The sequence below is a fragment of the Salinivirga sp. genome, assembly GCF_055145285.1.
Map to the genome: position 1 here is coordinate 45,683 of NZ_JBSRDC010000020.1, position 25,157 is coordinate 70,839.

Sequence of the window (25,157 nt, forward strand, 5' to 3'; positions counted from 1 at the left end):
TTATGTTCAGGCAAATTATACACTCAGCATTTAATGAGAAGTTAAAAAACACAAGGATTGCCTTATATGTGTTACTTGGCATTTTTGCATTTAACACTTTAATGTATACCTATACAGAATTTTTGGGATATCCCAAAGTTCAGAGACGTAAAGATGCCATTGGGTTGAGTCATGACAAAGCACAGCATTTTCTGTATTTTTATTACTACACAGATTACTTCCCGTTGGCCTCAAAAGGCAAATATCCGGCATATAATAGAGAGGCTGCCCAAAATTTTATAGAACAGCATCCGGAGGATTTAATCATGGAATATGAGCACTGGGCCCGATTGGGCGAGAATGCACGTATTTGGGCCTATCTGCCCAAAGCCTGGTTAAGTGGATCGCCAGAGAATCCCTCCGTCAGGTTGTTCAATGCTATTTGCTTTACTCTGGCAATTATGGTTGTCTTTTTAGGATTTCGTCGAGCCCAAAAACCTTTGCTGGGATTAATTATTGCCGTTTTGGCTAATTTAAGCCCCTTTTTACTATTCGAAAATTATGGCAATGAAAATATCTTTGGTTTAATGAGTAGTGGCTTTTTGTTTATATTAGGATTAAATGCTGATTGGTTGTTTAGAAAACGTGTAACGCTTTTTACGGTATTTTTATCCGCCATCTTATCGGCTATTGTTATTGGGTTTTTTGCTGAAATCAGAAATGAGATATTAGTTGTTAGTGCTTCTGTTGTTTTTATTTACCTCTTATCTTCAGCACGTCCATTTTTATTGCGTATAGTTTCTCTATCGCTTTTTATACTTTTTTTAATGGGCACACGTGAATTGATTCAGCAATATTTTGAAAAAAAGTTTGAAGAAACATATACTTTCGTGCAAACAGCTGGTGGCCACCCATATAATGGCAAGCAGATTGAGGGACATCGTTTTTGGCATCCGGTATTTTGCGGTTTAGGCGATTTTGACTTTAAATATGGATATGCCTGGAACGACCCCGTTGCATATCGTTATGCAGTGCCCGTATTGAAAGAGAAATATGGTTTAGAAATTCCATATTCGGGGAAATTGCATACGGATTTATACTACGATAAGGATAGTCTGTATTATATCAAATTTGATGAAATAGACCATTACGAAACGGTAATGAAAGATAAAGTGTTAGGTGACATCAGCAGTGATCCATTGTGGTTTAGCTATATCGTGTTTATGCGCTTGCTCACCGTGTTGACCATTACGCATCCATTACCTTTGCTAGGATGGCTGGCGTTGTATGTAATATATGTTTTATGGAGAGAGCAAAAATGGGCCTATTTAAAACTTATAATAGTTTCAATGCCATTGTCTGCAACTTCGGTAATAATTTATGCTGGTGGCGGATCCACCTATAATTCGATATTTCCTTTAATTGCTTTCGCTATATTTTTGTTTTTGCAGGTAAATTTTGATCCCTGGCTGCGCAAAATACCTTTTATCAGGCGTTTTGTTCCAAAAAAGAGTTAAAAAAACGGATTTGTTTTATGGCCCTCTTTTCCCATGTCAGATCCTGCGCTTTTAAATAAACGTTCTTACTTATGTTTTCAAACTCATCAGTATGTTCACAAATATCTTCAATTTTTTCAGCAATTTTCTCGTGGTCGGATTCCCAATCAAGATAAAACCCCTGTTTGTTTTCTGTTAAAAGCTCTTGAAAAGCATGATAAGGCGGAGCTATTACCGCCAACCCATGTGTATAGTAGTCCAACAATTTAAGCGGAATCGAATGCCTGTTACTAAAAGTGTTTCGAAGTGCGAGCATTCCAATTTTTGATTCGCTAAGAATCGATGATATTGTATCGCGTGTGGTCCAGGGCACAATGGTTACTTTTTCTGTAACGCTGTATTTGTTTAATAAGTCATTCAAAAAGTTTATCTGCTCTTCATTTTGTCCACCAATTACTTTGTATGTAATACCTGGTTTTGTCAGTGATGCTACTTTAAAAATATCTTCTATGGCATACTTATTATTGTCAACACTTCCGATATAAACAACCTGATTTTTTCGAGGAGTATTTGTTTTGATAATCTTATTTAAACCTGTGTGAAAAACATGCAAGTGGTTTTCATTAAAATACTTGCTGTATAGGTCTTTATAGGCGCTGTTTAAACATATCAATCCTTTTGTGTGCTTAAAGAAATGTCTTTCGTAAAATCTTTTCTTTTTAGGATTCATGTTTTTCGACGGGGCATTTTTTAGTTTCAAATCATAAAAGAAATCATGCAACTCGAAAAATACATTCATTTTAAATCCTTTGCGGCTAAACAGAAATAGATGTGCTAAAATGCCAATTGCCCTTGTAATAAAAATGGTTTGAGAGGTTTCTATCTCTTTTACTTTTGTTAGAATCTTTTTATATAGTTTGAAATGCCTTTTCTTTTTGTTTGAAAATGAATGTAGATATAAGTTTTCCGGTATTTTCTCATTAAAATGGCTTTTTAATATTTCTACCGCAGGTTTATTGCTGGAATTGGTGAACATCAGATGAACGTCAATTCCTTGTTTTGCAATTGCCAGGGCATTGTAAAACACAAAATTAATTGCCGTAGATGGTTTCCCTATATCAACAGTATGAACGTAAATAATTTGCATGTTATGAATTTAATTTATAATAAGATTTGTACCAGGCAGCAAATTTTTCTAAGCCATCGCCCAATGAGGTGTTTGGCTGATATCCTATTTTTGTATTTAATTTTTCAGTAGATGCATATGTTTCGTAAACATCTCCTGGTTGCATCGGTTTAAAAACTTTATTGGCTTTTTGCCCAAGTTTGTGTTCAAGCGTAGAAATAAAATCCATCAGTTTTACCGGGTTCGAATTTCCGATATTGAAAACATCAAAGGCCGGTTTTTTTTCAGGGGGGCTGTCAAGCAGTTTTTCTATGCCTTCAGTAATGTCGTCTATGTATGTGAAATCTCTTTTCAGGTCGCCATTGTTGTAAATCTCAATAGCCTTACCGTTAAAAATTGCATTGGCAAATTTATAATAAGCCATGTCTGGTCTGCCCCATGGCCCGTAAACCGTAAAAAACCTTAACCCCGTTACTGGAATATTGTAAAGGTGGCTGTAGGTATGTGCCATGAGCTCATTGGCTTTTTTGGTGGCCGCATATAAACTTATAGGATGATCTACGGCATCGGTTTCTTCAAATGGGATTTTTGAACAGTTCCCATAAACACTTGATGAACTGGCAAAAATGAGGTGTTTGGGCACATGGTGGCGGCATGCTTCCAAAATTGGGAGAAAACCTTCAATATTGCTTTCTGTGTATTTATAGGGATTATCGATGCTGTTTCTTACACCTGCCTGTGCAGCCAAATGTATAATGTAGTCGAAAGACTCCTTTTCGAAAAGCTTTTCAATGGCCGCTCTATTGTATGTGCTTTCCTGAATAAAAGTGAATTTATCTTGCGAACCTGATTGCTCAATCCCGGGCTTTATGTCTTGAATTCCTAGTTCTTTTAGTCTGTCCAGCTTTAGCTGAGGTTTATAATAATCATTAATTTCATCTATACCGGTAATTTTTAAACCGTTCTTTAATAGTTTTTGGGCAACGTGAAAACCTATAAACCCTGCGACGCCGGTAATTAGAACTTTTGACATTTGATATTTCTTTGATGCAAAAATAATCATCTGATTGAATATATTTTAATATGTTTTGAAGAACATTTTTTATAGTTTTGCCAAACTATACTGTTTACACCCAATGTAACATTAACCACATAGGGTGTTTTATTGAAATTAATCAAGATAAATACACTGCAATGAAAAAATTATCAGTACTTATGCCCGCATATAATGAGGAGGCAACTATAACAGATATTTTAGATAAAGTTATCCGGGTCAAATTGATTAATGATTTACAAAAAGAGATTATTGTGATTAATGATTGCTCATCAGATAAGACAAAAGAACTTACAGAGCAATATATCAGTCGAAACAATGCCGATATAAAATTAATAAATCATGAGAAAAATAAGGGAAAAGGAGCTGCAATAAATACAGGAATTAAGGAAGCTACCGGTGATATTGTTATTATTCAGGACGCTGATTTAGAGTACGATCCAAATGAATACAATTTATTACTTCAACCTTTTGTCGATGGATTTGCCGATGTGGTTTATGGATCGCGTTTTAAAGGGGCACTCCCGCACAGGATTTTATTTTTCTGGCATTCAATAGGTAATAAATTTTTGACTTCTATCTCTAATATGTTTACTAATTTGAACCTGTCTGACATGGAAACCTGTTATAAAATGGTAAGAGCTGATTTATTAAAGAAAATCACCATTAAAGAGAACAGGTTTGGTATCGAACCTGAAATTACCGCCAAATTGTCGAGAATTCCTAAAGTGCGGATTTACGAAGTTGGAATTTCTTATTACGGCAGAACCTATAGTGAGGGAAAAAAAATAAACTGGAAAGATGGCTTGAGAGCCATTTTCTGTATCCTTAAATATAATGTTTTCACAAAATCACTATGATCGACAGCAAAAGTAAAAAAAAGCTTGCGTATTTTATATATGGTATAATTTTTTTAAACATTGTTTTTGCCATTGTACGCAATACAATTATCACTTCAGGTGATTTTGACGGATACCTGTCAGTTGGAAATTTTGTGTTGAATGGTGAAAATATTTACACCAACCCATTGACTAATACTTGGCCACCATTCTTTTCGGTCGTTAGTGTTTTTCTGGCCTTAATTAATAATCTGAATCATTATCTTGTTAAGGTTCTATGGCTTGTTGCAAGTTCTCTGGCAATGTACAAGATTATTGAGTATACAATAAGAATTTTTCTAAATAAGTCTGTTGCATTCATTAATTTCAAAAATGATCAATTAGCTACAACAACACATTTGAGTATAATGCATTGGGTTATCCTCATACCCGTTTTGATATCATACAGATATATATGGAACAATTTGGGAAATATCCAGATCAATATTTTCATGTTATTTCTCATTATGTTAAGCTTGTACAAGTATAGCAAAGGACAAAAATTCTGGGCCGCACTATTATTGAGTTTCAGTATTTCGATGAAGGTTTATACTATATTTCTATTACTTTATTTTATTTTTAAACGCGACACGAAGATGTCAGCATACACTATTTTTTTCACAATTATTTTTGCTTTAGTTCCATTTTTAGTATTTGGTATTGGCCAGTCATACGAGTATTACCATTTTTGGTTCACTCAGAATGTTGATACCTTAGCGTCAGTCAGTCATAAAAACCAGTCGGTTTTTTCATTTTTTAGAAGTCTGTTTACACATGAAAGCCCTGGTTTGACTAAACATAGCCCGCTTAATGAGCCCATATATCTGAATATATTAGACTTGTCATTAAGCAAGGTTAAATATCTTTCGTATATGATTATTGTCATAGCGGCTATTCCGGTAATGTTTCTTTTTAGGAAAAAAATCTCTGAGCCTTCGGCTCCCAAACAGTTTATAGAATATGCCCTTGTTATGGCTGCTATACCAGTTCTTACCCCCTTATCCTGGAAAGCCTATTTTATATTTCTTTTTCCAGCTTATCTTGTAAGTTATGCATATCTATATCATGCACATATAAAGCTATCAGCTAAGCATATTCTTTTCTTAAGAATTCTTTTCTTTGTATCAATTGCTTTTACTGTATTCTCATCTGAAATGTTTGTAGGGCAGTATATGTCAGACATACTTGAGGTTTTTTCTATTATTACCATTGGAAGTATACTTTTAATTTTACTCTTATTGCTTATTTTTATCAATTATAACCGTTTTAATCTCGCTATATACAAACAACAGAGAGAATGAAAATTAATGACTTTGATATATTAATTGTAACCGGTGTAACAGCAACCGGTAAAACTTCTCTGGCAGTAAATGTTGCTGCAAAACTTAACGGCGAAATCATAAGTGCAGACAGCCGCCAGGTATTCAGGGGCATGTCCATTGGTACCGGTAAAGACCTTGATGATTATGTAGTAGACGGAAAAGCAATTCCTTATCATTTGGTCGATATTTGTGATGCAGGTGAAACTTACAGTGTGTTTCAGTTTCAGCAAGATTTTTTAAAAGCATACGAGGATATTAAAGCCCGAAAACGATTTCCTGTATTGAGCGGGGGAACCGGTCTGTATGTAGAATCAGTGGTTTCTCGATACAAATTGCTGGATGTACCACAAAATGCTCAACTGCGCGCAGAGCTACAAGAAAAAAGTTTGGAGGAGTTGACCAGGATGCTATCTGATATGAAAAGAATGCACAATACGACTGATGTTGATACCAAACAGAGAGCCATCAGAGCCATTGAAATAGAAACGTATTATATAAACCATCAAGTAGATGCAACAGAGATTCCTGAAATAAAACCGTTAATTGTAGCACCCTCATTTGACAGGCCACAGGTAAAGAAAAGAATTACTGAACGGCTTCATCAGCGGTTGAAAGAGGGCATGGTTGAGGAAGCCAAACGTTTGCTTGATGAGGGTGTTGAGCCTGAAAGATTGATTTCATATGGGTTGGAATACAAATACCTTACCTGGTACCTGACCGGAAAAATGGATTACGATACCATGGTAGAAAGACTTAACATTGCCATTCACCAATTTTCCAAAAGGCAAATGACCTGGTTCAGGCGTATGCAAAGAAAAGGTACAGATATACATTGGATCGATGGTTATTTACCTATGAAAGATAAGGTTGAAGTGGTTTTGAATTTACTTGGGAAATGATGCTCTATCAATTCTGAAATGTAGTAAATTGTTTTTCTGACAAATTTCGAGGACCCACAAAAAACTTCAAATAATAGACCGTTTTAAGGATCGATCTAAGCCTATTAAACAAAAAAAGCGACGCTAAAAACGTCGCTTTAGTAGAGCGGGAGACGAGATTCAAACTCGCGGCCCTCAGCTTGGAAGGCTGATGCTCTATCAGCTGAGCTACTCCCGCTTGTGCGCCGAAGCTTTAGCGAAGGCGTACAAGCCCTGTTTGCCAGCTTTGGCTTTTCCGAAGCTTTAGCGAAGGCGTACAAGCACCTTACCTAAGCAACGAACTCTGACTTCGCTATATGCTTCGTCGGTTAAAGTGGGGAGAGAAGGATTCGAACCTCCGAAGGCATACGCCAGCAGATTTACAGTCTGCCCCAGTTGGCCGCTTTGGTATCTCCCCTGATAATAACCTGAGCGAGAAACGGGACTCGAATTCCGCAACAGCCAAAATCTATGATTTTGTCTCTGTTGCGAGAATGCTCGCAAAACTAAAAAAAAATCGAAGATTTTAAGTTTTGCGGCACCCGCGACCCCATATTAATCATCGCCTATTTCAATAAACCTGAGCGAGAAACGGGACTCGAACCCGCGGCCCCGACCTTGGCAAGGTCGTGCTCTACCAACTGAGCTATTCTCGCATATCGTGCTCTACCAATCCCGAAATTTAGAAAATTTTCAATTTTCGTAAAATTTCGAGGACTCACGAAAAACAATAAAAATCGAAGATTTTTGTTTTTCGGAGCTGAGCTATTCTCGCATTTTTAAAGAGCTTTTCGCTTAACGCGGATGCAAATATAAATCATTATTTTTTATCTCAAAAGGCAATGATGCTTTTTTTGCCCTACAGCTCCTATAAATAACCTATTGGGCTGAATTACAGAAAAATATTATTTCACTATTTTTGTATAATTTAAGTTTAACCAAAAAAAAAGATAAAAAAAAGTGAAATAAATGTCTTGAAAGTGTGCAATCCAAAAATATTACTTATCTTTGTACCTGAAAATGATTTGAGAATATGTTGCATTTAGTTACTAATTTCTTTCACGCTATTAGTTCACATCTGCCAAAATTTTTAAATCCTTAATTAACAAAAGCTGCGGGTGATGCCGTCTAATACATACGTAAGGATTTTTACTCACACCAGATGTCAGATTATCCAACAAGTATTTAAAGGAAGTAAAGCTTGCAGTTAACAAGAACAATTTAATTATTTTATCAATGAACATTTACGTAGGAAACCTTAATTACAAGGTTAATGAAACAGACCTCCAAGAGGTATTTGAAGATTACGGATCCGTATCTTCAGCAAAAATTATTACCGACAAATTTAGCGGTAGAAGCAAAGGCTTTGGATTCGTAACTATGGAAGACAAAGACGAAGCAAACAAAGCTATTGAGGATCTTAATGGCGCCACTTACGAAGAACGTGAGATGGTTGTTAATGAAGCTCGTCCAAGAAAAGAAAATTTTAACGGATAATAGAATTTAACTCTATGGCACAAGGAAAAGTAAAATGGTACAATGACACCAAAGGATTTGGTTTTATTGAAATGGAAGACGGTAACGATGTATTTGTTCACCGCACAGGCTTAGTTGACTCTTATCAGGGTTTAGACGAAGGTCAGGAAGTAACTTTTGAAATGAAGCAAGGCGAAAAAGGCCCGATGGCTGTTGATGTAAAAGCAATGAGCTAAGTTTTCAAAAACTTTAATTGAATATATTGAAACCCATTTCAGATAAACTGGAGTGGGTTTTTTCCAACTAAATTTTAAACGAAAGGATATTATGGGAAGATCCCGGGAAACGTACAATAAGAAAGAAGTCAGAACCAAAAAAGAAAAGAAACGTAAGGCTAAAGAGCAAAAACGTTTAGAAAGAAAAGAAAACTCCGGCAATTCGAACCTCGATGATATGATTGCATATGTCGATGAAAATGGCAATCTATCTGACACTCCACCTGATCCCAAGGAAAAAACAGAAATCGATCCGGAAGATATCGACATCAGTATTCCTAAGAACGAAGACCTTCCTGAAGAAGAACTTATTCGCAAAGGAGTTGTTACTTACTACAACGACGATAAAGGATTTGGATTTATTAAAGATAAGCTGTCCAACGAAAGTGTTTTTTTCCATGTGAAAAATACTAAAGAACCTATCAAAGAAAATAATATCGTTACTTTTCAGACCGAAAAAGGACCAAAAGGCCCTGTAGCAGTTGGGGTCGAAGTAATACGATAATTTTAAACAAGGCCATCAATTTCTATCGATGGCCTTTTCAATTTTGTGGCATTGTACTTCCATAAGATTTTATGTCGTGAATTATTCTTATTCCATTTGCTGTAGATACAGCTCCTTAAATGGTCCACCTTTTTCGAGTAATTCATGATGTTTGCCTGATTCGATAATCTCACCGTCTTTCATTACACATACCAAATCAGCGTTCTTAACGGTGGAGAGTCGGTGTGCAATAACTATGGATGTACGGTTTTTCATCAAATGATCAAGAGCTTCCTGTACCAATTTCTCTGATTCTGCATCCAGAGCCGAAGTTGCTTCGTCGAGTATTAAAATCGGTGGATTGACTAAAATAGCTCGTGCAATGGTGATACGCTGCCTTTGTCCGCCTGAAAGCTTACCTCCTCTATCGCCAATCGTGGTTTGGTAACCATCTTCAGTATTTACGATAAATTCATGCGCATTGGCTACTTTTGCCGCTTTCATAACCTCTTCATCTGTAGTATCTTCAATACCAAATGCAATATTATTAAAAATGGTATCATTGAACAGGATTTGTTCCTGGCTTACAATACCAATAAGGTTACGAAGCGATTTAATATCATAACTTTTCAGGTCTTTGCCGTCGATGCTTATTTTACCTCGGTCAATATCGTAGAACCGGGGAAGTAAATCAACCAGTGTAGATTTTCCTGCACCGCTTTGTCCAACAATAGCAACGGTTTGTCCTTTGGAAATATTGAGATTGATATCTTTGAGTACGTCGGTTTGTGTATTGTACCTAAAATATACATTTTCATACCGGATGGATTCTTTGAAGGTTTCGATTTTTGTGGCACCAGGTGCATTTTTTATACTTTCATCCGCGATAAGTACTTCACGCACACGTTCGTATGCTGCCATTCCTTTATTAATATCGAAATATAGGTTCGACAACGATTTGGCGGGTGTAAGAATCTGAGTGAAGAAAATTATGTAGGTGATAAATTCTTCCGGTGCAAGCGTGGCTTGCTCATCGAGCACCATCTTACCTCCGTACCACATAACCAGCACAATTACAAAAGTACCCATGGTTTCACTAATGGGATGCGCCAGAAATTTTTTCCACAACACTTTATTCATAATCCGTGCATAGGAGGAGTTTTCTTTCAGAAAACGTTGTTTTACCTTTTCTTCTGCCGTAAATGCCTTAATAATTCTTATCCCGAAAAGGGTTTCCTCAATATTAATAAGCAAATTTCCGAGTCTTCTTTGTCCTTTTACTGCCTTCCCTCTAAGGTTTTTTGCCAGGCGGCTGATTAAAAACCCACTAATAGGTAGTAATACAATTACAATAATGGTAAGTTGTGAGCTCATGGCAAAAAGTGCAAAAAGATATCCAAATAGTTCAATGGGCGATTTTAAAGCCTTTTGTAATGAGTTAACTACAGAGCCTTCCAATTCTTTTACATCACCAATCATTCGGGAAATTAAATCTCCTTTACGTTCTTGCGAAAAGTACCTCATGGGTAAATAGATGATTTTTTTATAGAGGCTGTTTCGAATATCTTGTATCATGCCTGTGCGCATGGGAACAATAATATAGTTACCCAGGTAATGGAAAATACTTTTCAAAGTGACAGATACCACTACTATTAAACTGACCATAAGAAGCGCCTTGTGAGCACCTTCTTCTATAAGCACTTTACTCAGCAAGTAATTGAAATTATGCATTACAGCTTTAGCAGTCATCTCCCATTCTACCGGTTCTCTAATGATCTCCTGCTGATTAAACAGAATTCCCAGAAAGGGAATAGCCATTCCGAAAGAAGCTAGTGTGAAAATTGTAGCAAGAAAGTTAAATAAAACACTCAACCCTAATCGCCATTTGTAAGGAAAAGCATATTTGAGAAACTCACCAAAATATTTCATTATTGATTTTTTTACTTTCTAAAGTTATTTCTTTTTCGCTTTCAAATTTAACTCAAGTTCGGTTTTTAATTCCTTATAGAGGTCCATTGTTTGTCTGGCTGTTTGCTCAACAGTAAAGTGCGTTGCAATATGTTGAAACCCGGATTCTGCCATTTTTTGACGCAATTCACCAGAGTGTTTGTATTCCAGTATCCCATCGGCAATAGCTTCCGGGTTTTTAACAGGTATGGATAATCCGGTTTCATGATTGCGTATCAGTTCTGGGTTACCGCCCGCAGTGGTCGCGATTACAGGTTTTTTCAAACTCATAGCTTCGATAATAGTTTTCGATAATCCTTCTCCTTTAATGGAGCTATTTACAGCAACATCACAAGCTGCTACATCATTAAGTACATTTTGTCGAAAACCAAATGTATGAAAATTATCTTTCAGTGGTGTTTGATTAATTTGCTGCTGCACTTTATCGCTATCCATTCCGCGGCCAATAAGCAAAAAATGTATATCGTAATGCCCTTTAAGATGATTTGCTGAATCAATAAAGTACCTGATACCTTTCATGGGTCTCAGGTTTGCCACTATTCCTATTAGAAATGCGTTTTCTGGTACTCCAAGCTCTTTTCTGCTTGTTGGTATTATATTCTGGTACCACGAAATGTCATGTCCTTTGTAAATTGTAATTGCTTTTTTCTTGTTGCGCCACAGCTGACTTCTTACCTGGTTTCTTACCGCGTTGCTTACACAGGCTATACGTGCAACTCTTGGGTGTAAATTATTCATTAGGGAACTAGGCTTGTACCAATGGACATGGCCTGTAAAACCTCTGTAACTGATTATTTTTATATTTAGTTTTCTTGCTGCCTGTACAGCATTTGTAGTGGCATTATTGTTAAAGCAATGAATAATATCTATACGATGTTCTCGTACAATTTCTCTAATTAGACGTACCGCCTTTTTATCTATTTTTCCTTTAATGGTATACGAAGTAGTAAGAATACCTTTTTCCTCAAAAAAGTCTTTTTTAGGTGATTTTTCGTTAAGTAATATATGAAAATCTACACCATATTCATGCATTTTTAGCATGGAGGCAATTTGGGCTCTGTCTGAGATACCACTTCCCTTAAAAGAACTGATTACAAGTGTTCTTATATTCATTTCCGGGTTTGTTTGGCGCAAAAGTAGCAAATTACGTGCAATTGTTATTTCGTTTACCCTGAAATTTCAGTTTTATGTTCACTGAGTGCTTTTTTTTTAAAAAAATTCATGTACATCCTTTTTTAATGCTATTTTTGTGGCTGAAATTTAGAATTAATATGGCGAGTATACGTACCAGTCCACAGGTATTTTTTCACGTAGGATTGCCCAAAACAGCATCGACTTTTTTGCAACGGAATGTTTTTCCGGTTTTTAATGGCATTCAGTTTGTAAAAAAACATGATTTTAAGCACTACGAACGTATAATATCAGGCACAAAGGAGCCTGTGGTTCTATTGTCCATTGAACTTGACCTTGACAGTAAAGATGGTGCAAGAAAAATGAATACCATAGCTGCAGAGTATCCTCAGGCAAAACCAATTGTGGTATTCAGGAAACATGGTTCGTGGGTTGGATCAAAGTATAAGTATTACTTGCGCAAACATGGCAAAGCATCTTTCGAAGAATACTTTGATCCGGAATCGACCAACGGTGTGTTGCAACACAAACATTTATTGTTTTATGATAAAATAGTATTGTTGGAAGAGCGATATGGTTCACGTCCACTGGTTATGTTTCAGGAAGAGTTCAAAAATTATCCCTGGGAAGCAATAGAAGTTATCGCCCAATATGTGGGAGCTACCTATGATAAGGAAGATATAAAAATTTCTACTGTCAAAAAATCATATAGTGAGCATAGTCTTTATTATGTTCGCAAACTAAATCGCTGGTATAATTACGATCATTCCCGTATTAAGAATAAAACGCTGCGTTTTTTGTATAAAAAATTCAGTGGCGGTATTTTGCATCTCACTGCTTATTTTACAGGAATAACTGAGCCCAGGGATAAAGCAAAAAAGGTATTGCCCAAAGCAGCTGTGCAAAAAATTAATGAGGAATATGCCGAAGATTGGAAAAGATGTATTGAGTATGCCAGTAAAGACCGAAAGGTTTATCTCTAATTTTAACTTTGCTCAATCTTAGGGGTGTTGGATTCAATATAATCGAGGCATTTTTGCCAGTCCTCCGTAAAATAATCCCTGATGGCATCCAAATCTTTTTTATCAATCAGCACTTCGCCATCTACCATGGATTTAGGTAATAGCCAGTGAAAATACATAATTATATGTGTAGCAATTTTGCGCAGTCGTCTTCCGGTTTTTGTGCGGTCCATTCTTTCTTCGCTGACCTTCTTGAGCATTTTTCTTGAAACCTTGCGTACCAAAAGAAGCTGTGTGGTATTGTATGATTTGTGCTTTGGGGCCAGTGAAATATCATCCGGGTTGTATGTTGTGTCCGTGTAAGCTGCTATTTTTTTGAAGAAAGTTTCCGGGTCGTTTCTTAACTCATCATATAGCAGAACCAGAGGTTTATTATTAAAATGCGATTCCAGTTGTTCAATCTTTTCATAAAAATTCATTTCAGCAATATCCCATCGGCCTTTGTTGTTTTTTATATCAACAAATTCATTGAAATAGATACCCCGGCCATTTTTGGTAAAGCGCCGGTACTGCGATGCTATCCAGCTGTCCTGTCTGCGGAGCACCATAATTGGATAGGTGTTGGGATATGCGGCTGAAAACTTCTTTATTTCCTGGAGAAATTGCCTGTCAAATTCTCTTGACACAAAATACCGGTCATGTTTTCTATGACTGATAATATCAAGGGATTTTTTATAATTGGTGTGATGAATGTAGTGTATCCCTTTAAGTTTAGGGAAAAATTTATGCTGTAGGTAAGTAGATCCTGTTTTTCCCAGGCCAACATGAAAAAAAATGTCCATATTTGTCTAATTTAGTGCGCAAAATTAACAAAAAATTATCTGATAATGAGTTTGCATCGGCTAATTTCCACCCGTGAGCTTATAAAAGTAATTATGAAACCATATTTTGCTTTATTGTTGGTACTTTTTTTCTGTTTGCACGGAGAAATTTACGGACAAAAACAGTCTTACCGATATCTATCCACCTGGCCACAATTTGATTCTGCAAAAGTACGGGACCTTTCTTTTCGGATTGAGAATGCCAACTTTTTTCGCAACGATGAATATACTTCGCCCATTCTGGACGGTTATACATTAATTGGCCTCTGGGGCCGCTTTTTGATGGAGTATTACCCGGCCCAAAACCTGCGTGTGCGATTCGGAGGACATTTTTTGAAGTATTACGGACGTGAGTCTATTGATGATGTGGAATCAATTCCTTATTACAGCATTCAATATAATCCATTGCCCGCTCTTGAGATTATCTTTGGAAACTTCGACAACAGCCATAATCTGGGTTTGCTCGAGATGCTGTACGAACCCGAGTTTTATTATACAAGAAAGCCACCCGGCGGGCTGCAGGTTCGGTTTAACAGAAACAGATTGCATCTGGAATCATGGATCAACTGGGAAACCCATATTTTTGAAGGAGATCCGTTTCAGGAGGTTTTTACCAATGGATCACTTATTGAGTACGATTTGGTGAAAAATGAGCACCATAAGTTATCTCTACCATTGCAGTTTATTTATCATCATCAGGGAGGAGAGATCGATTCAACCGATGCTCTGATTGAAACACTAATGAATGGCGCAAGCGGTTTGAATTATAGTTACAAATCAGGAGCATGGTCTCTTGGTGTAAATGCCTGGTATTTGGGCTACCGTGAGGCTACAACAAATAATTTGCAGGCATACTCAGCCGGGCATGCCGGCCTGGCCAGGTTATTTGCTGGTTATAAACGCAGTATAGTTTCAGTAGGTTATTGGAATGGCTACCGTTTTATTTCACCAAAAGGTAGAAAGATATATCAGGCATATTCATTCAGTACACCAGGCAAACTATATCCACGCCGCCGTTTGCTGGAAGGCCGACTAACTATGCAAATCCCGGTTAAAAAAGGTGTTACATTTGCCATTGAAGCAGATGCTTTTTATGACTTAAAAGAATCAGATTTGAGTTATTGTTGGGGAATACATCTTGTGTTTTCTGAATCGTTTTTCCTAAAAAATTTCAATTAAGGTGCCTGTTAATAATATTTTCATAAGCCAATATGTTTTGAATTGGACTGTTCATATCTTTTCAATATTTTTACAGTTTAATTTGAGTAAAAGGTGCCCTTTTCAACAATATCTCTAATTAAGAAAAGTTCGTAAGAATGATAACTCAATTTTTAGTTAAAACCGGGTAGCTTGTAAAATACAATTAAAGATGATCATACGATATTTTCAAATGTTTGCAATTTTCGTGGTGTTTTCACTGCCAGCCCACGTTACAAGTGCACAAGTTCCGCACGACCAACCTACTGCAGAGCAAGAATTAATGAAAGGTATTGAGCTTTTCGAAAAAGAATTGTACGGTTCAGCCTTGCAAATTTTCGATGAAATTGTGCTTTACCATGAGCGTATTGGGTTCAATGATATTTCTGCCGATGCTGAATTTTATGCAGCTGTAAGTGCGCTTGAACTTGATCATCAGGACGCTGAATATAGAATTGTTAATTTTATTAAACGTAACCCGGAGAGTCCGCGTATACAGCGAGCTTGTTTCTTCATGGGCCAATATAAGTATGATGAGCACGAATGGGAATCAGCTGTTTACTGGTTTGGTCGCGTTGAACGCTATCGGCTGGAGCACCATGAGCGCAGTGAGTATTATTTTAAACAGGGCTACGCCTACCTGATGTTGGAAGAAGAAGAAAAAGCCAATAAATTGTTTTACGAGTTACTCGATTTTCCCGAGAGCGATTATTATGGCCCGGGAGTTTATTATTATTCGCATATCGAGTATACACGAGGAAATTATGAAACAGCCCTTAAAGGATTTAAAGCTCTGAAAGAGGACCCGACATTTGCGCCTGTTGTACCTTACTATATGGCTCATATTTATTTTTTACAACAGAAATATGAAAAGGTCATCAGTTATGTGCCCACCATCATGAATGAAGTAACCCCAAAACGTAAAGCAGAAATGCAACGCATGTTGGGAAATGCATGGTTTAAGCAAGCCAATTACGACAGTGCCCGCGTATACCTCGAATCCTATAAAGAAGCTACGGATAATTTTAAGCGTTACGATTTATATCAATTGGCTTATTCATATTATAAAACCGGTGAACACCAGAAAGCAGCAAATAACTTCAGCTTAATTACCAGTAAAAATGATAGCTTGTCGCAAAATGCCAATTATCATATGGCGGACAGTTACCTGAAAATGGGTGATAAAAAAAATGCACACCTGGCATTTGGGAGTGCTTCACGAATGTCGTTCAACAAAAAAATAAAAGAAGATGCCCTTTTCAATTATGCTAAATTGACCTACGAGCTCTCTTTTGCCCCTTTCGATGAGACCATTCGTATTTTTCACAGTTACTTAGACCAGTATAACAATACTGACCGAAGCGATATGATTTATAATTATCTGGTAGATGTTTACATGACCAGTAAAAATTATCGCAGAGCCCTCGAATCTATTGATAAGATTTCGAAGAAAAACCGCCAGATTACTAATGCCTTGCAAAAAGTGGCTTTTTACAGAGGAATCGAGCTCTACAACAATTTGAAATACGCTGATGCTATCTCCTTGTTTGATAAATCACTTGGAGCCGGAGGTAATGATGCCCGGCTGATTTCTTTGGCCCGCTATTGGAAAGCAGAGTGTCTTTTTCGCGAAAAGCAATATGATGAGGCTATTCAGCATTATAAGCAATATCTGACTACCCCAGGTGCATACAGCACATCGTATTATAATTTAACCAATTACAATGTGGCTTATTGCTATTTTAAGCAAGCTGATTATAACCCGGCTTCAATCTGGTTTCGGAAATATATTGACAATGCCGATAGTGCAATAACCCGAATATTGTATGATGCTACTATTCGCCTCGGCGACAGCTATTTTGTGCAGCGTAAATACAATCAGGCCTTTCTGGCTTATAAAGATGCTACAAACATTCCGGTAGAAGAGAATGATTATGCCATATTCCAACAAGGATTCACTGCTGGTGTTTTACATAATTATGAGCAAAAAATAGATGTCCTCATTCCCCTGACGACCCGTGAATCTTCTCTTTTGGCCGATGATGCTCTTTTTGAAACAGGACAGGCATATATTCAATTAAACAAACCCGCAAAAGGTATAGCGCAATTCGAAAAATTAATCCTCGAGTATCCCAGAAGCAACTACATGAAAAAAAGTCACTTACAGGCGGGGTTGATGTATTTCAATATGGGGGATAATGAAAAAGCTGCGTCGCACTTTAAGTACCTCATAGAGCATCATAAGGGCAGCGATGAATATGGAGAGGCTTTGGTTGCACTTAAGAATATTTACCTCGATCAGAATAAGGTAGATGAGTATTTCGCATATGCTAAAAACCGTGATATTGACATATCATCTAATGAACAAGATTCACTATTATATCTCTCAGCCGAAAAGGCTTATTTGAATGGAGAATCAGAGCATAGCCGACAATTGTTCAGCGATTACCTTGCTCGCTTTGCCGATGGTCAGTTTACATTGAAAGCTCATTTTTATATGGCACAAAGCCTTTTCAATGATGAGGAGTTAGATAAAGCCATACCTCATTACAAATATGTGATTAAAAAGCCACAGAATAGCTTTACCGAAACTTCGCTGTACAATCTTGCTACCATATATCGAGATAAAGAGCAACCTGAATTAGCATGGGAATATTACAACCGGCTTGAACCTATAGCCTCAAATAAGCGGATGTTAATGGAGTCAAGGGTAGGGCAAATGCGTGCTGCGCTTAAATTAGATGATTATAAGAAAGTTGAGCAGGCTGCCTCGCAAATCTTAATTACTGAGAAATTACCCGAAGAAATTGCAAGGGAGGCGCGCTTCAACAGGGCCCGCGCCCTTGAAAAATTGGGCAGAGACAAGGAAGCATTGGTGCAATACCGACTTGTGGCGCAAAATCCCCAAACAGCACAAGGAGCACAATCAAAATATGCAGTGGCGCGGCTGGAATATGAAGCAGGAAAAACAGCTTTGGCTGAAAACGAAATTCAAAGTTTTATAAAAAATGGTACACCCCATCAATATTGGTTAGGAAAGTCATTCCTGCTTTTGGCACGCATTTACCGCGAATCTGATAAAAGTTTTCAGGCCAAGGCCTATTTGCAAAGTATAGTTGACAATTACGCCATACAGGATGACGGTATCGTTGAGGAAGCAGAACAAAGGTTGGAAAAAATCACCACCTCTGAGGATGAGAAATTTCAAACAGGCAAAGAGGGCGACCTTGAATTGCAGCTTGGACCTGGCTCAAAAGTGGATACAACCCAATTGAAATAGTAATTATGTTGAGAAACAATCGCCATATGAACGCTAAAAGATTATTAGAATACAATTACCGTAGTATAACAATGGTTTTATTTGTTTTCGGAGCCCTAACGCTAAATGCCCAGAGTAAAGTAAGTGTTGTCAGGCCCTATGAACCGGCAATTAAAGATGCATATAAGATTTCGAAAATGCCGATTATTCATGATACAACCACCATAAATGTACAGTTCGACTATGAAATACAACCTAAACCATTTCAGTCATCTTTTCAGCCGGAGCGCATTAAACCGGCAAGGTTAAAAGGCGAAGAGCCTTCGCTGCTGGAACGTGGATATGTTTTGGGAGGCTTTGGGAATTATGCCAGTCCATTGTTCGAAGCCAGAGTACATAGTTTAAGATCAAAAAATTATCACTGGAATGCCTATTTTCAGCATGAATCAGTCAATGGGAAAATAAAGAATCAATACGGCAACAAACAGTTTGCCGGTTACAGCCGAAATCAGCTGGGGGCCTATGGGCAAAGAATGTTTCCCAGTGCAGTTGCTTATGCCAATATTGATTTTTTGAATCGAAAAACCTATTACTACGGACGAACGTTGGATAACCCATTGGAGGATGTGGAAAATACAGAGTATGAGAAAAAAGATATGACCGCACAGCCTCTCAATAGGTTTGCCATGCAAATGGGTATCAATTCCACACATATGGATTCTTCCCAGCTGAATTATAAGTTATATGCACGTTTCAGACATACAAACGGGCATGGTGATACCAAGGAGGATAAAACAGATATCGGGGCAGACCTCGATTATTATTTCAATCACCAATTCATTGGTACGAGCGGCGAGATTCATTACATTCAGAATCAAGGCATGTTTGACACACTGGAACATGTTTTTGTGGATTTTAACCCTTGGTTGGGCGCTTTTGGTCGCAAATGGCGTATTCAGGCAGGAGTTAATACTACTTACGACCAAAAAACCACTGAATATATGTTTTATCCGGATGTTAAGCTGCATTATAACATAGTGAGTTTCATTATGGTACCCTATTTTGAGTATACAGGTAATTATAAGTTAAATACTTTCCAGCAGATTATTGATGAGAATCATTTTATCGACCCTTCGCTTTATGTAAAACCCACAAACCAAAGACAAATTATTAGCGGTGGGTTGCGTGGAAATGTAAGTTCAAGGTTTGGCTTCAATATGAATGTAACATGGAAAGATATTAAGGATCAGTATTTTTATGCAGATGCCTCAGACAGTACTGCAGTTCAGTATTTTGGGGTTATTTATGATAATATGCGCCATTTGCGCATGCTGGCCGAGGTGAGCTGGAAAAAATCTGAGGTGTTTAACGTGCTGGTACAGGCTGCTTATAACCAATATTCGCTCGATACACTCAAACATGCATATTATAAACCAGTGTATGAAATTAACGCACATGTGCGTTATAATCTCAAAGATAAAATAGTGCTCACGTCAGACCTGTTTTATAAAGGAGAAAGGTATGCCCATGATTGGCAAAATGGTGACCAAAAACTGAAAGATATTTTCGATATTAACATAGGCGGAGAGTATCGATATAATCATTATTTATCTGCTTTTGTACAATTTAAAAATCTCCTGGCACAAAAGCGATATGAGTGGCTCAATTACAGGCTCTTAGGATTTCAGTTTATGGCCGGTGTATCCTATCGTTTTTAGTGTTGATTACTTGTTGATAAAACAGGTTTAATTACCCCTTTTAAAAAGCTTATAATCCGCTTAAAATCGGTATATTTGTATACTTTTTGCATTACAAAAAGTTTAGGTATTATTAATTCAAAGTATTGACTCATGACCGAGCAGGAAAGAATAAGAAAAGGACAGGAAGATTATTCTGCAGAGAGTATTCAGGTCCTCGAAGGATTGGAAGCAGTGCGCATGCGCCCTGCAATGTATATTGGCGATGTAAGTGAAAAAGGATTACACCACCTCGTATACGAAGTAGTCGATAATTCTATTGATGAGGCCCTTGGCGGATATTGCGACTATATAGAGGTTACCATACATAAAGATAACGCCGTGACTGTGCGTGATAACGGAAGAGGTATTCCCGTTACCAAGCACACGAAGGAGAATAAATCAGCACTGGAAGTTGTAATGACTGTTTTACATGCCGGTGGTAAATTTAACAAGGACTCATATAAGGTTTCAGGTGGTTTGCACGGTGTAGGAGTTTCTTGCGTAAATGCACTTTCGAGTGATTTAAAAGCAGAGATTCACAGGGAAGGCCAGATATGGGCACAGGAGTATAAAATTGGAGTTCCGCAGGAAAATGTCAAAGCCGTTGGTCAGACTGAGAAATCAGGTACCATCATTACTTTTAAACCCGATGACAGTATTTTTATCATCACAGAGTATAAGTACGAAATTTTGTCGGCTCGTCTTCGTGAACTCGCTTTCCTCAATGCCGGTATTCATCTGAAATTGATCGATGAACGCGAAACAGACGAGGACGACAATTATAAAAGTAGTGACTTTTATTCCGATTTGGGATTACCTGAATTTGTTCAGTTCCTTGACAATTCAAGAGATAAGCTTACCAATGATATTATTCATATTTCTACAGAGAAGAATAGTGTACCAGTAGAAGTAGCTATGCAGTACAACAGTTCTTTTAATGAAAATATTCATTCCTATGTGAATAATATTAATACTATTGAAGGTGGTACCCACCTCACAGGTTTCAGGAGAGGCTTAACTCGCACACTTAAAAATTATGCGGTTGACTCCGGTATGTTGGATAAGCTGAAATTTGAGATTGCCGGCGATGATTTCCGTGAAGGATTAACTGCCGTTGTTTCAGTTAAAGTCGCTGAGCCTCAGTTCGAGGGGCAGACAAAAACCAAATTGGGTAACTCTGACGTAAGCTTAGCAGTAGATCAGGCAGTAAGTGAAATGCTGGCTAATTATTTGGAGGAAAATCCCAAAGATGCCAAAATTATAGTCAACAAAGTAGTTGTTGCTGCTCAGGCACGTCATGCAGCACGCAAAGCCCGTGAAATGGTACAGCGCAAATCTGCTATGACTGGTGCCGGATTGCCCGGAAAACTAGCCGACTGCTCAGGTAGAGACCCGGAAAAGGCTGAAATTTTTCTCGTTGAGGGTGATTCTGCGGGCGGTACAGCTAAGCAAGGCCGCGATCGCCATTTTCAGGCTATTCTGCCATTGCGGGGTAAAATCCTGAATGTTGAAAAGGCCATGCAGCACAAAGTTTTTGAGAATGATGAAATCAAAAATATTTTTACCGCACTTGGTGTAACCATCGGTACTGATGAGGATTCTAAAGCATTAAACCTCGATAAAATCAGGTATCATAAAGTAATTATTATGTGTGATGCCGACGTTGATGGTAGCCACATTTCAACACTAATTATGACCTTTTTCTTTCGTTATATGAAAGAGCTTATAAAAAGAGGGTATTTGTACATAGCAACACCTCCGCTCTATTTGCTGCGCAAAAACAAAAATATCCAGTATGCATGGAGTGAGGAAGAACGGGCAGTGTTTGCTGAAAAATACGGAGATGGTAGCGAAGCGAATATCCATATACAACGCTATAAAGGTTTGGGTGAGATGAATAGTGAGCAGCTCTGGGAAACCACAATGGACCCTGAATTCAGAAAGTTGCGTCAGGTAACCATCGAAAATGCTGCAGAAGCAGATCACATTTTTGCCATGCTTATGGGCGACGACGTGCCACCCAGACGTGAATTTATTCAGTCGCATGCAAAATATGCCAATATCGACGCTTAACAGAGTCGTATTAAACATCTTAACCGCCGGAAGAATATTTTTCCGGCGGTTTTTTTATTCATAAAAAAACAGCGGTTTTCTACTATTTCGAAAGCCTAGCGGTTAGATTGAAAATCCCAAATACAATTGCAGCCAATCCAATCATCCAGGTAATAGCACTGGCACTATCAAATGGATCCAGTAACATTAAAAATCCAATCAGTATTAAAAGTAAATTTCGAAAAAAAGCAAAACTCATAATTGTACCTTGAAACCTGTAAGACTGAGAAGCACCCATGAAACCTATTATCAATAATAATAAGCCTACAATAAAAAGAAAGAAACTTACAATAACCTGTGGGCTAATTAAAAAGACTAATCCAAGGGCTGCATTTACCAAAGCCCCACCGGTACGGAGGCGTTGAATCATAATATTATCGCTACGCCCTGAAAAAATAAAAACCATAACAGCCGACACAATCATGGCAATGCCAACAAAACGAATGATTGAAACCATGGCTCGTGAGGGTTCACTCAGAATCCAAATGCCTAGTACAATCCAAAGAATGCTTAAAACTATTTGTAATGTTCGATTCGGTGGGTTATTGGGCGTGTAAATCATGATAATAAAGTTTTATCTTGAATAATTAATTAAGGTTCACAATGTTTATAACCGAAAGTTAATGGTAAAAGTTCATTTCATCAATATATTCCCAGACTTTTGGAGGAAGAAAGAAACGCATATCTTTATTTTGAGATATAGCTTTGCGGACAAAACTCGATGAAATTTCAATGATTGGTGCTTCTATCCAATGCATGTTTGGAAAATCAGGACATTGCTCTTTAGGAAAACCTCGTCTTGGATAAACAAAAATAGTGTAGTTGTCTTGCAATTGCTGATAGTTTTTCCATTTGTGAAAGTGGAATAAATTATCAGCTCCAATGATGAGTGCAAAATGTTTATGAGGATATTTCTCTGTTAAATAGGTTAACGTGTCGATAGTGTAGGAGGGAACGGGCATATTAAATTCAATATCAGACACTTTAAAACGTGAATCATCATTAATTGCCCTGTGTACCATTTCCAGACGATCGAAATTGTCGAGTAATGTTGAATTTGTTTTAAAGGGTGATTGTGGTGAAACAACAAACCACAACTCTTTCATCATGCTGTATTCCACCATATAGTTTGCCAGAGCCATGTGCCCGATATGTATAGGATTGAATGAGCCGAAAAAAAGTCCGATTATGTGGGGATTTCGCTTGTTCATTGCAAAAATGCTTTCACTGTTTCAAGTATCTCTTTTTGAGCTCTTACAAGATTGTCATTGATTATTATGCGATCAAATTTACTGGCATAGCTCATTTCTTTTTCAGCTTTAGCTATGCGACACTCTATTTCATGCGGGTGGTCTGTACCACGGCTTTTTAATCTTTTTTTTAATTCTTCTGTTGATGGTGGCTGAATGAACAGGGCCAGGGCTTCGTCGCCGTATAATTTTTTAATATTGAGCCCTCCAACTACATCAACATCAAACACCACTGTTTTGCCTAATTCCCTGATGCGCTTAACCTCAGATTTCAGGGTACCATAGAATCGGCCTTCATAAACCTCTTCCCATTCTACAAAGCCATTTTGCGCAATTCTGTTTTTAAAGTCATCAACAGATAAGAAATAATAATCTTTTTTATCTTGTTCTTGTCCACGGGGCTTCCTGCTGGTTGCAGACACAGAAAATTCAAGTTCTTCAAGTTCCTTCATTAAGTGTTGAACCAAAGTAGTTTTTCCACTGCCCGATGGTGCAGAGATAATTAGGAGTTTTCCTTTACTCATATTTACAAAATATTCAGCGCTTGTTCCTTGATTTTTTCTAATTGATCTTTCATATGCACTACCAACTTTTGCATTTGAGCATCATTGGCTTTTGACCCCAATGTATTTATTTCCCGGCCTATTTCCTGTGTAATAAAACCAAGTTTCTTTCCTACCGGATCATTTTCATCCATAGTTTTTAGAAAATATTTGCAATGGTTATCAAGCCTTACCATTTCTTCGTTTACATCGAGTTTATCCAGAAAATGCACAAGTTCCTGTTCAAAACGGTTTTCATCCACTTTTTCTGGATCTATAAATTCGTCCAGCTTATTTTTTATTCGTGTTTTAATATGTTTAATGCGCTCTTCTTCTACCGGGCCCACTTCTGTCAGTAACTGCTGAATTGTTTCAATTCGTCCTTTTAAGTCATTATACATGGCTTCACCTTCCTGCAGGCGATATTGATTGCACTGTTCCAGGGCATCGGTAAGGATTTTTTCAATTTCTTTCCATTCTTCAGGGTCCAACTCATCATGTGTTGCCGAGAGTACATCGGGTAACCGCAGAATTTCTGTAACCGCTTCATTGGGCATATTTATACCCATACTGTCATAAACCCTTGAAAGTTGCTGAAAGTATGCTTTGTACACTGGCTCATTGATTGTACTATTGGTCTTTTCATCGACAAGTTCAACATACATGGAAAAGTCAATTTTTCCTCTGAAAAGCTTCTGCGCAATTTTGTTCCTGATTTCCAGCTCCTTTTCGCGGTAGTAACTGGGCACACGAACACTCAGGTCAAATTGTTTGCTGTTGAGTGTTTTAACTTCTATTGTAACTTTTTTGCCCGGGATATCTTTGACAATACGTCCGTAACCAGTCATTGAATACATCATAACACGTAAATTTGGGTTCAAATATAGTAAAATCCTACACAATCGCTTGTGCTGACTTATCTTTTCATAATTATATCTTGTTTTGTATTAGTCTTGTATTGTAAAATTTTCAGTTAGTTGCCCAGGGCAAACGCATTTAAAAAATAGAGCAAAATTTGATAAAACTCGCCTATTTCCTTTGTACAGTGATTGATTAATAGTATTTTAGTGTGTGAAATGCCTAGGTGTATTTGTCAAAAAAATGGCAAA

Annotated in this window: 21 protein-coding genes and 3 tRNA genes; 12 read left to right on the plus strand and 12 right to left on the minus strand. The window is 37.4% G+C overall.

Annotation, left to right across the window (positions count from 1 at the left end; genetic code table 11):
• The first annotated feature begins 2 nt into the window (after positions 1-2).
• Positions 3-1,496 carry a hypothetical protein gene (locus tag ACTB0Y_RS03940; protein ID WP_463205496.1) on the plus strand — a complete coding sequence of 498 codons (1,494 nt, stop codon included), beginning with the start codon at positions 3-5 and terminating at the stop codon, positions 1,494-1,496.
• Here the strand turns inward: ACTB0Y_RS03940 and ACTB0Y_RS03945 are convergent.
• Entirely contained in the window at positions 1,468-2,622 is a 1,155-nt protein-coding gene (locus tag ACTB0Y_RS03945; protein ID WP_463205497.1) for a glycosyltransferase, read from the minus strand. The two genes, ACTB0Y_RS03940 and ACTB0Y_RS03945, sit on opposite strands and share 29 nt — an antisense overlap.
• Before the next feature lies 1 nt (position 2,623).
• Positions 2,624-3,634, minus strand: coding sequence for an NAD-dependent epimerase/dehydratase family protein (locus ACTB0Y_RS03950; protein ID WP_463205498.1), 1,011 nt, complete (start codon positions 3,632-3,634; stop codon positions 2,624-2,626).
• Positions 3,635-3,795: 161 nt separating this feature from the next.
• Between ACTB0Y_RS03950 and ACTB0Y_RS03955 the strand changes: the two genes are divergently transcribed.
• Genes ACTB0Y_RS03955 through miaA form a run of 3 tightly spaced genes read left to right on the plus strand, consistent with a single transcriptional unit; the run spans position 3,796 to position 6,754 of the window.
• Complete coding sequence (locus tag ACTB0Y_RS03955; protein ID WP_463205499.1) at positions 3,796-4,515, plus strand: glycosyltransferase family 2 protein; 720 nt, start codon at positions 3,796-3,798, stop codon at positions 4,513-4,515.
• Entirely contained in the window at positions 4,512-5,834 is a 1,323-nt protein-coding gene (locus ACTB0Y_RS03960) for a glycosyltransferase family 87 protein (protein ID WP_463205500.1), read from the plus strand. Before ACTB0Y_RS03955 ends, ACTB0Y_RS03960 begins: the two co-directional genes overlap by 4 nt.
• Positions 5,831-6,754 (plus strand): tRNA (adenosine(37)-N6)-dimethylallyltransferase MiaA, encoded by a 924-nt coding sequence (gene miaA / locus ACTB0Y_RS03965; RefSeq protein WP_463205501.1) that lies wholly within the window; start codon positions 5,831-5,833, stop codon positions 6,752-6,754. The genes ACTB0Y_RS03960 and miaA overlap by 4 nt, the downstream gene beginning before the upstream one ends.
• Before the next feature lie 144 nt (positions 6,755-6,898).
• On the opposite strand, the gene ACTB0Y_RS03970 is transcribed toward miaA, so the two are convergent.
• The 3 genes from ACTB0Y_RS03970 to ACTB0Y_RS03980 form a co-directional block, all read right to left on the minus strand.
• Positions 6,899-6,971, minus strand: a tRNA-Gly gene (locus tag ACTB0Y_RS03970).
• A gap of 136 nt (positions 6,972-7,107) precedes the next feature.
• Positions 7,108-7,190, minus strand: a tRNA-Tyr gene (locus ACTB0Y_RS03975).
• Positions 7,191-7,355: 165 nt separating this feature from the next.
• A tRNA-Gly gene (locus ACTB0Y_RS03980) sits at positions 7,356-7,428 on the minus strand.
• 580 nt (positions 7,429-8,008) lie between these two features.
• Here ACTB0Y_RS03980 and ACTB0Y_RS03985 point away from each other — a divergent pair.
• The 3 genes from ACTB0Y_RS03985 (at position 8,009) to ACTB0Y_RS03995 (ending at position 9,028) form a co-directional block, all read left to right on the plus strand.
• A complete protein-coding gene (locus ACTB0Y_RS03985) occupies positions 8,009-8,269 on the plus strand; it encodes an RNA recognition motif domain-containing protein (protein WP_463205502.1) in 261 nt (86 codons plus the stop codon).
• Positions 8,270-8,283: 14 nt separating this feature from the next.
• Positions 8,284-8,484, plus strand: coding sequence for a cold-shock protein (locus ACTB0Y_RS03990; protein ID WP_463205503.1), 201 nt, complete (start codon positions 8,284-8,286; stop codon positions 8,482-8,484).
• A 91-nt stretch (positions 8,485-8,575) separates the two neighbouring features.
• Complete coding sequence (locus ACTB0Y_RS03995; RefSeq protein WP_463205504.1) at positions 8,576-9,028, plus strand: cold-shock protein; 453 nt, start codon at positions 8,576-8,578, stop codon at positions 9,026-9,028.
• Between the two features lie 87 nt (positions 9,029-9,115).
• Here the strand turns inward: ACTB0Y_RS03995 and ACTB0Y_RS04000 are convergent, their stop codons facing one another.
• Positions 9,116-10,936, minus strand: a complete 1,821-nt coding sequence (locus tag ACTB0Y_RS04000; protein ID WP_463205506.1) for an ABC transporter ATP-binding protein — start codon at positions 10,934-10,936, stop codon at positions 9,116-9,118.
• A gap of 24 nt (positions 10,937-10,960) precedes the next feature.
• Positions 10,961-12,088 carry a glycosyltransferase family 4 protein gene (locus ACTB0Y_RS04005; RefSeq protein ID WP_463205508.1) on the minus strand — a complete coding sequence of 376 codons (1,128 nt, stop codon included), beginning with the start codon at positions 12,086-12,088 and terminating at the stop codon, positions 10,961-10,963.
• Positions 12,089-12,246: 158 nt separating this feature from the next.
• Between ACTB0Y_RS04005 and ACTB0Y_RS04010 the strand changes: the two genes are divergently transcribed.
• The gene (locus ACTB0Y_RS04010) at positions 12,247-13,089 is read left to right on the plus strand and encodes a hypothetical protein (protein WP_463205509.1); all 843 of its coding nucleotides are present in this window, start codon (positions 12,247-12,249) and stop codon (positions 13,087-13,089) included.
• A 2-nt stretch (positions 13,090-13,091) separates the two neighbouring features.
• Here the strand turns inward: ACTB0Y_RS04010 and ACTB0Y_RS04015 are convergent, their stop codons facing one another.
• The gene (locus ACTB0Y_RS04015) at positions 13,092-13,910 is read right to left on the minus strand and encodes a hypothetical protein (RefSeq protein ID WP_463205510.1); all 819 of its coding nucleotides are present in this window, start codon (positions 13,908-13,910) and stop codon (positions 13,092-13,094) included.
• Positions 13,911-13,955: 45 nt separating this feature from the next.
• On the opposite strand from ACTB0Y_RS04015, the gene ACTB0Y_RS04020 reads away from it, so the two are divergent.
• The 4 genes from ACTB0Y_RS04020 to gyrB all read left to right on the plus strand — a co-directional run bounded on the left by ACTB0Y_RS04020 (position 13,956) and on the right by gyrB (position 22,217).
• Positions 13,956-15,128 (plus strand): hypothetical protein, encoded by a 1,173-nt coding sequence (locus ACTB0Y_RS04020; protein WP_463205511.1) that lies wholly within the window; start codon positions 13,956-13,958, stop codon positions 15,126-15,128.
• 190 nt (positions 15,129-15,318) lie between these two features.
• A complete protein-coding gene (locus ACTB0Y_RS04025) occupies positions 15,319-18,426 on the plus strand; it encodes a tetratricopeptide repeat protein (RefSeq protein ID WP_463205512.1) in 3,108 nt (1,035 codons plus the stop codon).
• A 26-nt stretch (positions 18,427-18,452) separates the two neighbouring features.
• A complete protein-coding gene (locus ACTB0Y_RS04030) occupies positions 18,453-20,123 on the plus strand; it encodes a TonB-dependent receptor (protein ID WP_463205513.1) in 1,671 nt (556 codons plus the stop codon).
• A gap of 132 nt (positions 20,124-20,255) precedes the next feature.
• Positions 20,256-22,217 carry a DNA topoisomerase (ATP-hydrolyzing) subunit B gene (gyrB, locus tag ACTB0Y_RS04035; protein ID WP_463205514.1) on the plus strand — a complete coding sequence of 654 codons (1,962 nt, stop codon included), beginning with the start codon at positions 20,256-20,258 and terminating at the stop codon, positions 22,215-22,217.
• A gap of 82 nt (positions 22,218-22,299) precedes the next feature.
• Here the strand turns inward: gyrB and ACTB0Y_RS04040 are convergent, their stop codons facing one another.
• From ACTB0Y_RS04040 to ACTB0Y_RS04055, 4 genes are read right to left on the minus strand one after another with little or no spacing between them, the layout of a single operon-like run.
• Positions 22,300-22,818 carry an HdeD family acid-resistance protein gene (locus ACTB0Y_RS04040; RefSeq protein WP_463205515.1) on the minus strand — a complete coding sequence of 173 codons (519 nt, stop codon included), beginning with the start codon at positions 22,816-22,818 and terminating at the stop codon, positions 22,300-22,302.
• 58 nt (positions 22,819-22,876) lie between these two features.
• On the minus strand, positions 22,877-23,467 hold the full coding sequence (gene nadD / locus ACTB0Y_RS04045; protein WP_463205516.1) for a nicotinate (nicotinamide) nucleotide adenylyltransferase: 591 nt from the start codon (positions 23,465-23,467) through the stop codon (positions 22,877-22,879).
• Positions 23,464-24,030, minus strand: coding sequence for a guanylate kinase (gmk, locus tag ACTB0Y_RS04050; RefSeq protein ID WP_463205517.1), 567 nt, complete (start codon positions 24,028-24,030; stop codon positions 23,464-23,466). Before gmk ends, nadD begins: the two co-directional genes overlap by 4 nt.
• A 2-nt stretch (positions 24,031-24,032) precedes the next feature.
• A complete protein-coding gene (locus tag ACTB0Y_RS04055; protein WP_463205518.1) occupies positions 24,033-24,908 on the minus strand; it encodes a YicC/YloC family endoribonuclease in 876 nt (291 codons plus the stop codon).
• Positions 24,909-25,157: the final 249 nt, after the last annotated feature.

Excerpts from the sequence above, each read along its gene's own strand:
- ACTB0Y_RS04020 (WP_463205511.1), top strand. The coding sequence starts at position 13,956 with ATGAGTTTGCATCGGCTAATTTCCACCCGTGAGCTTATAAAAGTAATT.
- gyrB (WP_463205514.1), top strand. The coding sequence starts at position 20,256 with ATGACCGAGCAGGAAAGAATAAGAAAAGGACAGGAAGATTATTCTGCA.
- ACTB0Y_RS04000 (WP_463205506.1), bottom strand. The coding sequence starts at position 10,936 with ATGAAATATTTTGGTGAGTTTCTCAAATATGCTTTTCCTTACAAATGG.
- ACTB0Y_RS03945 (WP_463205497.1), bottom strand. The coding sequence starts at position 2,622 with ATGCAAATTATTTACGTTCATACTGTTGATATAGGGAAACCATCTACG.
- ACTB0Y_RS03950 (WP_463205498.1), bottom strand. The coding sequence starts at position 3,634 with ATGTCAAAAGTTCTAATTACCGGCGTCGCAGGGTTTATAGGTTTTCAC.
- ACTB0Y_RS04015 (WP_463205510.1), bottom strand. The coding sequence starts at position 13,910 with ATGGACATTTTTTTTCATGTTGGCCTGGGAAAAACAGGATCTACTTAC.
- ACTB0Y_RS03995 (WP_463205504.1), top strand. The coding sequence starts at position 8,576 with ATGGGAAGATCCCGGGAAACGTACAATAAGAAAGAAGTCAGAACCAAA.
- ACTB0Y_RS03960 (WP_463205500.1), top strand. The coding sequence starts at position 4,512 with ATGATCGACAGCAAAAGTAAAAAAAAGCTTGCGTATTTTATATATGGT.
- ACTB0Y_RS04030 (WP_463205513.1), top strand. The coding sequence starts at position 18,453 with ATGAACGCTAAAAGATTATTAGAATACAATTACCGTAGTATAACAATG.
- ACTB0Y_RS03940 (WP_463205496.1), top strand. The coding sequence starts at position 3 with ATGTTCAGGCAAATTATACACTCAGCATTTAATGAGAAGTTAAAAAAC.
- ACTB0Y_RS04005 (WP_463205508.1), bottom strand. The coding sequence starts at position 12,088 with ATGAATATAAGAACACTTGTAATCAGTTCTTTTAAGGGAAGTGGTATC.
- ACTB0Y_RS04040 (WP_463205515.1), bottom strand. The coding sequence starts at position 22,818 with ATGATTTACACGCCCAATAACCCACCGAATCGAACATTACAAATAGTT.
- gmk (WP_463205517.1), bottom strand. The coding sequence starts at position 24,030 with ATGAGTAAAGGAAAACTCCTAATTATCTCTGCACCATCGGGCAGTGGA.
- ACTB0Y_RS04055 (WP_463205518.1), bottom strand. The coding sequence starts at position 24,908 with ATGATGTATTCAATGACTGGTTACGGACGTATTGTCAAAGATATCCCG.
- miaA (WP_463205501.1), top strand. The coding sequence starts at position 5,831 with ATGAAAATTAATGACTTTGATATATTAATTGTAACCGGTGTAACAGCA.
- ACTB0Y_RS03955 (WP_463205499.1), top strand. The coding sequence starts at position 3,796 with ATGAAAAAATTATCAGTACTTATGCCCGCATATAATGAGGAGGCAACT.
- nadD (WP_463205516.1), bottom strand. The coding sequence starts at position 23,467 with ATGAACAAGCGAAATCCCCACATAATCGGACTTTTTTTCGGCTCATTC.
- ACTB0Y_RS04025 (WP_463205512.1), top strand. The coding sequence starts at position 15,319 with ATGATCATACGATATTTTCAAATGTTTGCAATTTTCGTGGTGTTTTCA.
- ACTB0Y_RS04010 (WP_463205509.1), top strand. The coding sequence starts at position 12,247 with ATGGCGAGTATACGTACCAGTCCACAGGTATTTTTTCACGTAGGATTG.
- ACTB0Y_RS03985 (WP_463205502.1), top strand. The coding sequence starts at position 8,009 with ATGAACATTTACGTAGGAAACCTTAATTACAAGGTTAATGAAACAGAC.
- ACTB0Y_RS03990 (WP_463205503.1), top strand. The coding sequence starts at position 8,284 with ATGGCACAAGGAAAAGTAAAATGGTACAATGACACCAAAGGATTTGGT.